13 protein-coding genes are annotated in these 14294 nt (G+C 37.4%); 12 read left to right on the plus strand and 1 reads right to left on the minus strand.

The window, feature by feature from the left end; translation table 11 throughout:
* Window positions 1-167: 167 nt before the first annotated feature.
* Window positions 168-1052 (plus strand): DMT family transporter, encoded by an 885-nt coding sequence (locus tag OTG27_RS16960; protein ID WP_268937503.1) that lies wholly within the window; start codon window positions 168-170, stop codon window positions 1050-1052.
* 90 nt (window positions 1053-1142) lie between these two features.
* Here the strand turns inward: OTG27_RS16960 and OTG27_RS16965 are convergent, their stop codons facing one another.
* On the minus strand, window positions 1143-1829 hold the full coding sequence (locus OTG27_RS16965) for an ArsR/SmtB family transcription factor (protein WP_268937504.1): 687 nt from the start codon (window positions 1827-1829) through the stop codon (window positions 1143-1145).
* Window positions 1830-2341: 512 nt separating this feature from the next.
* Here OTG27_RS16965 and OTG27_RS16970 point away from each other — a divergent pair.
* The 11 genes from OTG27_RS16970 to OTG27_RS17020 all read left to right on the plus strand — a co-directional run bounded on the left by OTG27_RS16970 (window position 2342) and on the right by OTG27_RS17020 (window position 14286).
* On the plus strand, window positions 2342-3106 hold the full coding sequence (locus tag OTG27_RS16970; protein ID WP_063576744.1) for a hypothetical protein: 765 nt from the start codon (window positions 2342-2344) through the stop codon (window positions 3104-3106).
* Window positions 3107-3603: 497 nt separating this feature from the next.
* A complete protein-coding gene (locus OTG27_RS16975; protein ID WP_106028421.1) occupies window positions 3604-5016 on the plus strand; it encodes a DHA2 family efflux MFS transporter permease subunit in 1413 nt (470 codons plus the stop codon).
* Window positions 5017-5449: 433 nt separating this feature from the next.
* Window positions 5450-6379, plus strand: coding sequence for a sugar-binding transcriptional regulator (locus OTG27_RS16980; RefSeq protein ID WP_268937505.1), 930 nt, complete (start codon window positions 5450-5452; stop codon window positions 6377-6379).
* A 19-nt stretch (window positions 6380-6398) separates the two neighbouring features.
* Complete coding sequence (locus OTG27_RS16985; RefSeq protein WP_268937506.1) at window positions 6399-7433, plus strand: galactitol-1-phosphate 5-dehydrogenase; 1035 nt, start codon at window positions 6399-6401, stop codon at window positions 7431-7433.
* Between the two features lie 2 nt (window positions 7434-7435).
* Window positions 7436-8995, plus strand: a complete 1560-nt coding sequence (locus OTG27_RS16990) for an FGGY-family carbohydrate kinase (RefSeq protein ID WP_268937507.1) — start codon at window positions 7436-7438, stop codon at window positions 8993-8995.
* The gene (locus tag OTG27_RS16995; protein WP_268937508.1) at window positions 8988-10442 is read left to right on the plus strand and encodes a sugar ABC transporter ATP-binding protein; all 1455 of its coding nucleotides are present in this window, start codon (window positions 8988-8990) and stop codon (window positions 10440-10442) included. Before OTG27_RS16990 ends, OTG27_RS16995 begins: the two co-directional genes overlap by 8 nt.
* Window positions 10443-10460: 18 nt before the next feature.
* On the plus strand, window positions 10461-11438 hold the full coding sequence (locus OTG27_RS17000) for an ABC transporter permease (RefSeq protein ID WP_268937509.1): 978 nt from the start codon (window positions 10461-10463) through the stop codon (window positions 11436-11438).
* 12 nt (window positions 11439-11450) lie between these two features.
* On the plus strand, window positions 11451-12446 hold the full coding sequence (locus OTG27_RS17005; protein WP_268937510.1) for a substrate-binding domain-containing protein: 996 nt from the start codon (window positions 11451-11453) through the stop codon (window positions 12444-12446).
* Window positions 12446-13126 (plus strand): deoxyribose-phosphate aldolase, encoded by a 681-nt coding sequence (gene deoC / locus OTG27_RS17010; RefSeq protein ID WP_268937511.1) that lies wholly within the window; start codon window positions 12446-12448, stop codon window positions 13124-13126. Before OTG27_RS17005 ends, deoC begins: the two co-directional genes overlap by 1 nt.
* A gap of 372 nt (window positions 13127-13498) precedes the next feature.
* Window positions 13499-13681 (plus strand): hypothetical protein, encoded by a 183-nt coding sequence (locus tag OTG27_RS17015; RefSeq protein ID WP_268937512.1) that lies wholly within the window; start codon window positions 13499-13501, stop codon window positions 13679-13681.
* 185 nt (window positions 13682-13866) lie between these two features.
* Complete coding sequence (locus OTG27_RS17020) at window positions 13867-14286, plus strand: hypothetical protein (protein WP_268937513.1); 420 nt, start codon at window positions 13867-13869, stop codon at window positions 14284-14286.
* The last annotated feature ends 8 nt before the right edge of the window (window positions 14287-14294 follow it).

Below are 14294 nucleotides of genomic sequence, written 5' to 3' on the forward strand. Positions count from 1 at the left end.
ATGATTTAAAGAGGTTGCTTATATCAATTAAACTATGAAGATTCCCTATGATATGTCGATACCATTAAGTTTGATCCACTTGTATTCCATATTTCGATGAGAGCTGAAATAATCACCGGCTATACTATCTGTAGATTGGTCATTTAAATATGTCAGGAGATAAAAAAATGAATGTTTACAAATTTACAGTGTTGATACTTTTAACGACATTTTTGATGGGTTCTTCTTTTGCAGTAGTTAAAATTGGTCTACCTTATTCATCCCCATTATTATTAGCAGCATTACGCTTCACACTTGCCGGACTCATAATGGCGATAATCGTAATCTTTTTAAAAAGACCGCACCCAAACTCTAAAGGGGATTGGATAAAAATGCTCATTATCGGCACTTTTCAAACAGCCGGAGTAATGGGGTGCATTTTCCTGAGTTTACGCACGATTACAGCAAGTGAATCCTCGATTCTTACATTCACGAACCCGTTGCTTGTTGTTGTTTTCGGTACGATCTTTTCACAAACACGCTATAAACTATATCAATGGATTGGTGTTTTATTAGGATTAGTCGGAGTAATTATTACGATGGGAGCGCAACTTGAATTTAAGGTTGGTATTCTTTTCGGCATTCTTTCTTCTGTTTTCTGGGCGATTTCCACTTTATTGGCGAAAAAATGGGGGGCGATTTCCGATACATGGGTATTATCTTCCTATCAGATGCTTTTTGGCGGTTTACTGCTTTTACTTGGCAGCTTTATTCTTGAAAAACCATTTTTCATACTGAATGGTAATTCGTTGTTCATTTTATTATGGTTAAGTATCATGTCTTCGATCGTGCAATTTGCTGTTTGGTATTACCTTTTACAAAAGAGTGATCCCGGAAAAACAAGTGCCTTTTTATTTTTGGCACCTTTCTTCGGTGTATTATCAGGGTGGGCACTATTAGGTGAACAGATATACACTTCACTCTTGATTGGCGGACTGTTTATCATCATTGGCATCTATCTTGTAAATAGCAATTTCCAAAAGGAAAATAAATTAGTTAAAAGAGCTTTATAGTAATCGTATGGATTGATTCTTACCGCTAAAGTCAGAAATTCCCTCATGGTGAAAAAGAACCTTTCTTTTTCATCATGAGGGATTATTAAATTATACCTCTATACAAAAAACTTCTTTAAATCCTTCTTTCCCTTTAGGTGTTACTTTTACTGCGCGAATAGATGGAACACGGACTATCCAGCCTAAATCAAAAAAATGGGTAAGCATCCCATTCCCTAAAGCTCCGCCAAGATGATGGTGACGTTCACTCCAGTCTAAACATGGGTGGGAAAATGAACGGCGTATTCTTCTTAAATCAAGTAAATCGATGCCGAATTCAGAAAAAAAATGATCTCCTTTGGGTGTAACTGTAAACTCCCGCTCTTCTTTTTTCAAATATCCGGCTTTCAACATCGATTCAGTTAATTGGACGCCTAGTTTTCCTGCCAAATGATCATAGCAAGTTCTGGCTTCCTGAAGCATTTTGACCTGACTTGATTGTTTTAACGACCGAACTTCAGGAGGTGGGGAAATGGCAAGAAACGATTCCAAAATGTGCGCAATTTCTCCATTTACTAGCTGATAATAGCGATGTCGTCCGTGTTTTTCAACTATAACAAGGTTTCCTTCCACTAACTTAGAAAGGTGAAAGCTGGCAGTTTGAGGGGTTATTGCAGCCATCAACGCTAATTCACCTGCCGTATGAAAACGCCCATCCAGCAGACTTGCAAGTATTGTTGCACGTGACGTTTCCCCAAGGAGGGAGGCTATCTCCACCATATTTGGATTTATACTCAAAATAGTTACCAACCTTTCTGCCGATAGATTAGTTAATAAGCTGAACGCCAATTAATCAGCATTAAAAATGAGTAAACTTATACTTCCATTATACAGTACCGCTGTCCCAGGATATTCGGTATATTCACGATGCCTGCTTTAAAAAAAGAATATTGGACCAACAATAAAATGGAAAGCGTTATTACGTTTTTTTTCTAAACATTACATCTTGAGTCGTTTCTACAAGGATTTTATTGATGAAATGAACGAGTTAAATTGGGGGCATCCGTTAAATTGGGTGCTTTTTTTATTAGGGAGAGATTATGAAATCAGGAGAGGCTAAAGGGAATACTGTAAAGAAGAAAGACTGTCTATCCTTTGGATAAGCGGTTTTTAATGAAGTATATTATTTGTAAACTAGGCATACATTGGTACATGTTCACTAACATAAACGTTCATAATAGTCTTGGAATAAATACCGGTGAATAGTCCCTTTTGTGAATTTAGTAGTCAAATAGGAGGGAATGCAGCGTATGAAAATGTCAGACGTTGGATTTAAAGGTCAAGTTTTTGGATTTATAAAGTTCACACCTTTTGTGGAAAGTTTTTTGTCTGGAGATTTATATATGAATAATTTCAAAAAGTATATTGATATAGAAAGTGCTTCAGGAGAAAAAGGTGTAGGAGACAAATTTGAAGCAACACATGTTTTTACGGAATTAACCATGAATTTTTTTACTCAAGATACCAATGAATTAATAATGTCGGGGCGAACTAAAAAATTGAATTTCAGAAAAAATATAAATGAAAAAAGACCATTATATTGTATGTTTGCAATTATTGGCGATATGTTAAAAGTGGTTAACGAGGATGAAAAATATTACTATACCAAATTTGATTTACCTAATGAACAAATCGATAAAATGATCAGGGAGTTCGGAGATAGCTTGATTTTTGTTACCCCATCGCAATTTATTGACAGAATTACTAGAACACTCAATGAAAAAGGTTATGCTTACAGAGGGGGCTTGGTAAAATATGATGATTATAACATCAATTCCTCAGCTAGGATGAGCTCTTATAAAAATCAAGGGACAGATATTTATTTTTGGAAAGATAAATACTTTGAAAATCAATATGAATATCGCATAGTTCTCACAGATCAAGAAGTTGATGAAGCCTTAATTGTGAACATAGGTGATATTTCAGACATTAGTACGATTTTTAATGCAAATGAATTTTTCAGTGATAAATTTGAAATAAGATTACGAAAGAAAGGAAATCTAAGCATCCATTAAATTGGGTGCTTTTTATATTTGCAGGATTAGGTGTGGGAATATCTGCAAATTTGGACTGCTTTTCATATCTTTAATTTTTAAACCATTTATGTTTTAAGTGACCGTCATTCAATAGAATCCAAAATACAGCAAAACTACCCTGAAAATGACGACTTTCTTCTATAATTATTTATAAAAAACAAAAAAGTATCATTCGCTATTAGATCATAGGGAATGTTTTAATGTTTACTGCAGCTATTTGATCAGCTCTTATAGGGGAGTGACTTTTGAAGGTACTTCCTTTCGTGTTTGGCTCAACAGCTACCCTTTGACTAGGCTAATACGCATCAATCGCAACCTGTTCTTCAAACGAAATCCCCTTTTAGTTGTAGGGGAAGTAATGATTTAATGCCGACTTTATTGCTTTTATTTTTAACAGCAAATTACTGGAAATCTGATGTGAATTCGTGTAATCTACAAAAGTATGTTTTTTTCCAAATCGTAAAGGGGGACCATAATTGAGTTCAACAAATCGTAAACAGACAACAATTGTTGCTCTTTTGCTTGCGGGTACATTTATTGCGATCTTGAATCAAACATTAATGATTACCGCCATTCCTCCTGTAATGGAGGAGATGAATGTTACGGCAAATAGTGCACAGTGGCTAACAACCGTTTTTATGCTGGTTAATGGGATCATGATCCCTGTTAGCGCGTTTTTACTGGAGCGCTTTACCACCAGACAGCTTTTTCTTTCCGCGATGGGGATATTTGCTATTGGTACATTGGTTGCTGGGCTGGCTCCTAATTTTGGAATGCTGCTGCTAGGAAGGATGATTCAGTCGAGCGGAGCAGGAATCATGCTCCCGTTAATGCAAACCGTCTTCCTAATGATTTTCCCTGTTCATAAACGGGGTGCAGCCATGGGACTGGTCGGGCTGGTCATTTCCTTCGCGCCGGCTATTGGTCCCGCTTTATCTGGCTGGGTTACGGAGACCTACTCATGGAGGGTGTTATTCTTTATCATTCTTCCAATTGCTATTATTGATATCATTGTTGCGTTCTTCGCTTTAAAAAATGTAACAGAAGTTACACGGCCAAAAGTGGATGTGCTTTCGATTGTTTTATCTTCCGCAGGTTTCGGTGGATTATTGTATGGTTTTACAGCTGCAGGTAATTATGGCTGGACAGACGGGAGTACCATCATATCTCTAGGCATTGGGACAATATCACTTGTTTGGTTCATCAACAGGCAATTGCGACTGAAGCATCCAATGCTGGAGTTCCGGGTGTTCACGTATTCATTATTCCCGATTGCTATCATTATTGGAGCCATTACCTTTATGGGTCTGATCGGCGCCGAAACGCTCATCCCGCTATTTATGCAAAACATGCGAGGATTTACTGCTTTTGAAGCTGGATTAGCCATACTCCCTGGAGCACTTATTACCGGAATAATGTCCCCGTTCATTGGACGTATTTTCGACCGGATTGGGGCCAGGTGGCTGGTTATTGGCGGATTACTCCTCATAACCGCTTCCTCCTTTACTTTTATGAATGTTGGTCCTTCGACAAGTTTTACATTTATTATGGTCATGTACAGTATTCGGATGTTCGGATTAGCCATGGTTATGATGCCTGTTTCAACGGCCGCCTTAAACCAGCTGCCTAAACGGTTAATCGCCCATGGTGCAGCAATGGATAATACGATGAAAATGATTGCCGCATCTGTAGGCACTGCAATACTTGTTACTGTGATGACATCAGCTACCGAAAATGCTCAGCAGCGTCCCGAGATAGTCCATCCTGATATGTATGGCGCGCAAATCTCATTTATTGTCATCGCTGTACTTTCATTAATTAGCTTCCTCATTTCTTTTAAAATAAAGGATCAAAAATCAGCAGGAAAAGAGTTCGGGGAGAAGAATTAAGGTTTGAATCTGAGCTTGAAAAGAATCACAATATAGATTTCATCTGTTTGTGATTCTTTTTAAACTATATCTCCTTTTTTCGTCGGCAGAGTAGAAACAAAACAGATAAAGTTAAAACAACGCATGCTATCGCTCAAATACTGTATAAACATTGAGAGAAATAAATCCAGTTATTTTTCGAACAAACAACAAAGCAGTGCATCCTAATTTTCGGGGTACACTGCTTTGTTGTTTTCATTTAGGTTTCCAAATAGGATTAAACCTCGGTTTTAAACATTTTATTTCAGCCAGATAGAATTGTACCTTATTTAGACACAATTGAAATTATGTTCAAAAATAAATAATGCGTTTTCATTTATCAGAAAATTACATATAATCTAAACATGAAATTAATTTTAATGAGTGAACATAATTTCTCGGAAGGGAGGATGGCATGTACTCAAATGAAGAAATGATTGTAGTAGCAAAGATGTATTATGAGATGAACCTTACACAAAAGGAAATAGCAGAAAAACTTAGCTATTCAAGACCAACGATTAGCCGGATTATTGATGCAGCATTTAAATCCGGCATTATTGATGTCAAAATAAATTACACACTTAATTCCGTTCAGGAACTAGCCAATAAAATTAAAGAAAAGTATAAGTTGAAAAAAGTGTTCGTTTTACCGGTTTATGTAGATGAAGTGCCACTCATCCAAAATGATATAGGGAAAGCGGTTGCAGGATATTTATATGAAATTTGTGAGAGTCACTCGATTTTAGGTGTTTCTTGGGGGACGTCCATGAGTTACGTTATTCCTCATTTAAGGGAAAAAAAATTACCCTTTATGAAAATTGTTCAATTAAATGGTGGAATAGCTAAGAGTAACTTTTCCACAGGATCAGGGGCTTTGCTAGAAAAGTTTTCGGAAGCGTTTTCAGCCGACCATTACCTATTACCCGTTCCATCAATTGTTGATACTCCGGATATAGCTGATTCAATTATGACAGATTCTAGTATTGAACAAGTATTAAATCTCGGTAAAAAAAGTAATATTGCGGTATTTGGAATTGGGAATGTGTCATTTGAATCGGTGCTCTATAAAGGCGGGTATTTTAAAGGGGATTCGTACGAAGCATTAATGAATCAAAAAGCAGTAGGTGATATTTGTTCAAGATATTTCTCGTTGGAAGGGGAAATTGTCGATAAAGACTTGAACAAACGAACCATTGGATTAGAGTTAGATGAATTACGAAATAAAGAGTTTTCCATCGCCTTGGCTGCAGGCAAGGCAAAAGCCCGGAGTGTAAAGGGTGCTTTAAATGGAGGGTATGTAAACGTTCTCTTTATTGATGAAGAATTAGCGAAAGAAATTGTGTAATTTAAATGGGGGGAACATCATGAAAGCAGTCAAATTGTACGAGCCAGGTAATTTACAGGTAGAGGAAGTAGAGTTACCTTCAATCTCAGAAACAGAAGTATTGATTAAAGTGAAGGCGATTGGAATTTGTGGATCTGATATTCCTAGAGCTCTAACAAAAGGTGCTTATTATAAAGGATTAACATTAGGACATGAATTTTCAGGACAAATAGTAGAATGTGGAACAAAAGCTACGGAATGGTCCGTCGGGGATCGTGTAACAATTGCTCCATTAGAACCTTGTATGAAGTGCGTTTATTGTAACCAAGGAAAATTTGGTTTATGCGATACATACAACTATTACGGTTCAAGAACAGATGGTGCAATGGCGAACTTCATAAAAGTAGGGAAAGCGAATATCCTGAAACTTGAAGATACCATTTCGTATGATGCAGGAGCGATGGTTGATCCAGCTGCCAATGCTGTTCATGGTCTTTGGAGAGGAAACTTAAAAAAAGGTGATACTGCTGTCGTTATGGGACTTGGAGCAATCGGGATGTTTGCGGTTCAATTCGCACGTGAAATGGGCGCGAAAGAAGTTATTGCTGTGGACATTTTCGAAGAAAAACTTGAAATTGCCAAAAAGCTAGGAGCAAATCGTGTAGTCAATTCGAAAAGGGAAAATATAGTAGAGGTATTAGGGGACACTCATGTGGACTTTGTTATTGATACATCAGGCTCAGCCATTGCACAAGATCAAGCGGTCTTGATTACTGGGAAAATGGGACGTGTTGTATTTCTTGGAATCTCTAATCAGCCATTAACTCTCTCTGCTAAAACAGTTGATCGTCTATTACGATATGAAATTGGTATTCACGGCTCTTGGAATTCTTTTTCCGATCCCTTCCCTGGTAAGGAATGGTCATATGTGATTGAGAGTATGGCACAAGGGAAGATCAAAACCGAAGAAATTGTGTCCCATCGTTTTGATTTAGACGAAACACCAGACGTGTTTAAAAAAATAAAAAACAAAGAAATCGTTTTTAATAAAATTTTGCTTTACCCCGGAGAATAATTATGAAAAACGATATCGTACTAGGTATTGATTTTGGAACACAGTCCTTAAAAGTTGGTGTCTACACGGTAGAAGGAAAGCATGTTTATACGGCAAGCGCTTCTTATCCAACATACCACAGAAAAAATGGGTATTCCGAACAAAATGCGAACGACTGGTGGGGAGCGCTGCAGAAGGCCATGCAATACGTTACTCGAGCGGTCGATTCAAAAATGATAAAAGGTATATCGCTTTGTGCTACATCTTCGACCGTTGTCTTAACAGACGAAAGCTTGAATCCGATAACCCCAGCACAATGCTGGATGGATCAGCGGGCTACAGCTGAAGAAGAAGAGATTAATAGTAATCAGCATTATCAAGTGGAAAATCATCTACTATTCTCTGGCAAAAAAACGTCAGTTGAGTGGATGACTACAAAATCCTTATGGTTGAAAAAGCATTATGACTTAACAGGAAAAAGAATCGTCGAACAAATTGATTGGATCAATTATCAATTGACAGGAAAGCTTGTGGCATCAAAATGTAACGCCAGCTGTAAATGGAATTATGTTGATCGACTAGAAGGATTTTCTGAATCCTTCTTCAAGGAGATTGGTCTTGAAGGCATTACTAAACACTGGCCTTCAACCGTTCTGAGTGTCGGTGATCAAGTGGGGAACATAACATCAAATGCAGCAGAGCATTTAGGCTTGGTTACAGGAATACCGGTTTTTCAAGGAGGCATCGATGCTCATATCGGTATGATTGGCTCAGGGGCTCTTGAGCCCGGTCAGCTCAGTATGATTACGGGTACAAGTTTTGTTCACTTAATGCATCACGATAAACCGGTTTTTAATGAATCACTTTGGGGTCCTTATGATTCACCGCTTCTTGAAGAACACTGGCTTCTTGAAGGTGGTCAATTATCATGCGGCTCTATCATTTCATGGTTTCTACAAGAGTTTTATGGACACCGGACGGACAAAAAAGAAATTTACAAAGAACTTGAAATGGAAATCAATAAGATTGATCCAGGTTGTGAAGGGTTGCTCGTTTTGGATAGTTGGAAAGGAAGTAGAACGCCATATAAGACGCCATATGCTACTGGTGCCTTTGTAGGTCTTACACTATCACATAACAAATATCACATTTATAGAGCCATTCTTGAAGCGATTGCGTTTGGTACAAAAAATGTAATCCGAACCATGAATCATTCTTCGATCCCAGTTGAAAGAATCATTGCAGGGGGTGGTGGAACACACAATGCTTGCTGGATGCAAATCATTAGTGATGTCATTGGACTTCCAATCTCGATTCCTAAAGATATTGAGACCGGTTCAAAAGGAGCAGCCATTATCGCTTCATACGGTCTAGGATTCCACCCCACCTTGAAGGATGCGTCGATAGCTATGGTAGAGATGGAAAAAAACTATTACCCAGATATGGAGAAAACAAAAAAATACGATAAGTTATTTGAAAACTATTTACATTTGAATCAGGTATTATTTCCTATTATGAAACGATTGAAAAATGGAGGGGGTGACCAGAGTGAGCAACATACTCGAAATGAAGCAAGTGTCTAAATCTTTTCCAGGTGTGAAAGCGGTACAGAATGTAAACTTCACTCTTAAAAAAGGAGAAGTGCATTGTCTAATTGGGGCGAATGGAGCTGGAAAATCTACTTTAATGAAGATTTTATCAGGTGTCTATACAAAAGATGAAGGCGAGATAAGGTTAGAAGGAAAGCCGGTAACGATTAAAACGCCTGTTGATAGTATGTCTCTTGGAATCTCAACTATTTATCAGGAGCTCTCCCTTGTAGAAGAATTGAGTTTAGCAGAAAATATTTTCCTTGGAAACTATCTAAAGCCAAATGGAGGCTTTGTAAAATGGAGAAAGATCAATGAAGAGGCAAAAAGACTATTTTCTATACTAGGATTATCTGTATCACCTACCATGGAAACATCTAAGGCCAGTATGGGTTTAAAACAAATGACGGAAATCGCAAAAGCCATAGCAGCAGAATGCAAAATAATAATCATGGATGAACCCTCAACGGCATTGTCCAATGATGAGGTGTTAAAACTATATGATGTTATAAAACTATTAAAAAAACAAGGATATACGATTGTTTATATTTCTCATAAACTCGAAGAATTATACGCTGTAGGAGACCGGGTAACCGTTCTTAGAAATGGAAAATGGGTTATCACAGATGAAATGAAGAATCTCGAACAGCCTGATTTAATACGCCACATTACGGGACGTTCTATTGAAAAAAGGGATAAGGTCCATATAGAAACAAATAGGGAAGAATTCTTAAAAGTGAAAGGGTTTACAAATCATAAAATACAAGACGTCTCTTTTTCAGTAAGTAAAGGAGAAATCGTTGGTTTATACGGACTGGTGGGTTCTGGAAGGACAGAATTACTAAGAGCGATATACGGAGCAGATCCGATACAAGCAGGGGAACTAATGATGGATGGGATGAAAGAGATTATATCCTCCCCACAAAAAGCAGTGGATGCTGGCATGGGACTTGTGCCGGAAAATAGAAAAACTGAAGGGGCTAACCTGGACTTATCCATTTTAGAAAATGCATTTCTGCCTTCCCTTCACACCTTTTCTAAGCGGAGTTTTGTAAAACAACAGCAAATGAAAATGGTTATGCAAGAGATGATAAAGAAATTAAATATTAAAACAAGCGGTAGTGATGTGCCCATGAGGAACCTAAGTGGGGGAAATCAGCAAAAAGTCATAATTTCCAGGTGGCTTATTAAGGAATCCAAACTACTACTATTCGATGAACCTACACAAGGTATCGATGTAGGAGCAAAAGACGAAATTTATAGCATTATGAAGGAACTTTCAAATCAGGGGACTAGCATAATAATGGCAACATCAGAAATTGAAGAATTACTCACCGTTTGTGACAGGGTACTGATAATGTTTGAAGGTAAGTTGATCAAGGAATTTTCGCATCCTTCCAATTATAAAAGCGAAATTATGAATATCGCCGTATCTGGTTAATACAAAAGGAGGCGTACCATGAATGCAAATATGGAAGTAACTCAAGTAAAGCAAACAAAATCCCTTTCAATTAAAAATATTTTAAAGAAGTATAATCTTTTCTTTATCTTTTTAGGTTTCATCCTGATAGGCAGCATACTATCTGATCAATTTCTTTCTGTACAAAATTTACTGAATCTTCTTCAACAGTCCTCTTTTGTAGGTATCGTTAGTATTGGAATGACGTTTGTCATTTTAGTTGCTGGTATTGATTTATCTGTTGGAGCAGTGTTAGCGCTAACAGGCATGTTAGTATCGATTTTGCTCGGTACAGGAATGACCCCTATACTAGCCATAGTCATTACACTTATAACAGGATCCTTCTTGGGCTTCGTAAATGGATATGTTTCCACTAAATTTAAAGTTCCGGCATTCATCGCAACTCTTGCCATGATGGTAAGTGCAAGAGGACTTGCCTTACTATCTACAAATGGAGAGCCAATATACGATCTTCCCGAAGGCTTTACAGCATTGGGCGGAAATGTTTTTGGAAAGATTCCATTCACCGCGATGGTTTGGATAACTTTAACGATTGTAGCCCTGGTGGTTTTAAAATACACAACATTCGGAAGAAAAATATATGCAGTTGGCGGAAATGAAGAATCATCCAGACTCTCGGGTATTCCAGTCGAGAAGTATGTTACATGGTGTTTCGTAATTGCAGGGTTGTTGGCAGCAGTGGCTGGTATTCTCATGAGCGCGTGGCTAACCGTCGGACAACCAACGGCTGGTACTGGTCTTGAGTTAGATGTTATCGCGGCAGTTGTCATAGGTGGAACAAGCCTTATGGGCGGAAAAGGCAGCATAGGTGGAACTTTCATTGGTGTGCTGATCATGAGCATGATCGTCAATATCTTCAACCTGCTAGGTTTATCATCTTACTACCAATCTATATTCATGGGCTTAATCATTGTACTAGCATTAATTATGAACCAATATATCATTAATAAAAAATAAGGGGTGTTTAATTTGAAGAAAAAGTGGATGACAGGTTTAGTGGCTATGGCACTTACGTTTACGTTAACGGCATGTGGAGGCGGGGCAGCAAAAGACTCTGGTTCAAGTACAAGTAAAGATGGAGGTGGTGAATCATTAGTGATCGGTTTCTCCCAAGCAACTCTTGAATCTCCTTTTTATACATCATTGGTTGATGGAGCCAAAGCGGAAGCTAAAAAAGAGAACGCCGAATTAATCGTAGTGGACGCTCAAAATGATATAGAAAAACAAAATACAGATGTACAATCACTCATTACAAAAGGAATCGATGTTTTGCTCATTAATCCGGTCAATCCATCAGCTGTAGCACCCGCTTTAAAAGCAGCAGAAAGAGCGGGTATACCAGTTATTACAGTGGATCGTCAAACAAAAGAAGACGTCGTTTCTTATATTGGCAGGGATAATATAGAAATGGGTCGTCTTGTTGGTGAAAAAGCTGTCGAGCTTCTAGGCGGTAAGGGAGCTACCGGTAAGGTTATTGAATTACAAGGGGACGCTGGTGGCACAGTTATGAAGGCTCGTCATGATGGATTTCATGAAGTTGTAGAGAAAGAAAAGGGAATTAAGATTATCGAAGGTCCTTACAGTGAGTATATACGTGCAAAAGCCGTTTCATCTATGCAGGATTTACTGCAGGCTCATCCGGATGTAAAACTGGTATACGCTCATAATGACGATATGGCACTGGGGGCAATGAAAGTATTAGAGCAGGCAGGGAAACTGAAAGATGTTAAAATTGTTGGAATCGATGGGTTAATGGAAGCCGTGAAAAAAATTGAAGCAGGCACGTTTCATGCAACAGTTATCAACGATCCAATTTCCCTTGGGACACTTGCTATCCAAACAGCAATCAAAACCGGGAATGGAGAAGACGTTGAAAAAGTAATGAATGCAGAGACAGGCTTAATTGATGAAAAGAATGTAACAAACTATGAAGATGATTCGAAAAAATTTGCGGAAGTAAAATAATGGAGGTAAATGAATTGAATGAAATAAAATTGATTGACCATACCTTACTTAAACCGGAAATAAAAAAAGAAGATATTATTAAGCTTTGTGAAGAAGCAAAAGAATTTGGATTTGCCTCCATATGTGTTAATCCAACTTGGGTAGCGAAGTCAGCCGAAATCTTACAAGATACAGATATAAAGATTTGTACGGTTATTGGTTTTCCATTAGGAGCGAATACTCCTGAAACAAAAGCATTTGAAACAAAAAATGCATTGGAGAATGGAGCAACAGAAATCGACATGGTCATAAATATTGGGGCTTTGAAAGATAAAAACGATGAACTCGTAGAGCATGATATCCGTTCTGTTGTAGAAGCTGTAAATAAAAAGACCATTGTAAAAGTCATTATAGAATCTTGCTTGTTAACAGATGAAGAGAAAGTGCGGGCTTGTGAAATATCGGTAAACGCTGGAGCCGACTATGTTAAGACTTCAACAGGATTTTCCTTACACGGAGCAACTGTTGAGGATGTAGCTTTAATGAGGAAATCTGTTGGGCCCAATATCGGAGTTAAGGCTTCAGGCGGTGTCAGAACCCTTCAAGATATAGAAGCTATGGTCGAGGCAGGGGCAACAAGAATAGGGTCTAGTTCAGGTGTCCAAATATTTACTGGAAAGGTAGCCACTCCTGACTATTAATTAATTAAGGAATAAAGAGCAGAGAAATTTTATAAATAGAAGCTACCTTCTAAAGAAGGTAGCTTCTACATTTTCATTATGATCCAAAGGTTTACTTTGAGGTTTTGGACCCGTAAGAATAGTAGTCTCCTATCTCACCAAGATAAAAAGGTTCTCATAAGGGCAGTTTCATGCTAGGCTTTGGATACAATAAGGATTATTCTAAAAAAGAGGGGGAACAAGTCATCCAGATGATTTGTTCTCCCTCTTTTATCTTTTTCTTTATAAAAAGAAGAAGGTAAGTAAACATACATGAATTAGATGTAGCCAGAGAACTTTGAACAAAAGCCACAGTGTAGGCTCCACGATGGTATTTGATCTCTCAGGTAGACCATGGCACTAGAAATTATGAGTGATTCAGATTTTGACTTACCAGGGGCATCAGGAGAGCCAATTGATAATTCAATTGAAGTAAAAGCAACACTGATTAAAGTGCGTGCAAGACCACAAAAAAAAGAAGTTGAAAAAATGGAGTTAAGAAAGATTTTGTTTTGGAGACACACCCACGCAAAATAAAACTATTAAGAATAACAAATTTAATTGGAATAACACACCAATTGAATTTCCAATAAAAATAATTTATTCTACTTTTGGTATATTAAGTAATAGTTTGTAAATTTTTAATAAGGGAATTAATATAACAGGCGAAGTAGTTTAGCTAGAAGTATATAAGCTTCAGTAAATAATTGGAGGAAAAATATATGCATCCTTCTGATGAGGAGATTAAAATTGTTGAAAAGATTAAGTTTTGGGAAGAGCAAGAAAAAATTAATGCCGTATTAGTGGAACGCTTACTACATTTAAATAAAGAAATGGCTATCATAATAGGTGAATGTGAACTAAATAAAAAACAGCTAGTAGAAATTGTATCTCGATTAGAAGAGTTTTCGAAAGAAAAAAATTTATTAAGACAAATGAGTTCCCAAAGTTTAGATAAAAATAGTGAGTTGGAAAAAAAATTAATCAGCATAAGCAAGTATATAGAAAGACAATCAAATCAAGAAAATTCACAGACCGGTGAAATAAAAAAGACTCAAGGTACAGGTATTAGAGCAATTCATATAACATTTATTTTATCTATATTGGCAATAGTCTTGAACGTGATTTCACTACTTTTATGATAGGGAGA

The sequence above is a fragment of the Peribacillus sp. AS_2 genome, assembly GCF_026891895.1.
In the GTDB taxonomy this organism is placed as follows: domain Bacteria; phylum Bacillota; class Bacilli; order Bacillales; family DSM-1321; genus Peribacillus; species Peribacillus frigoritolerans.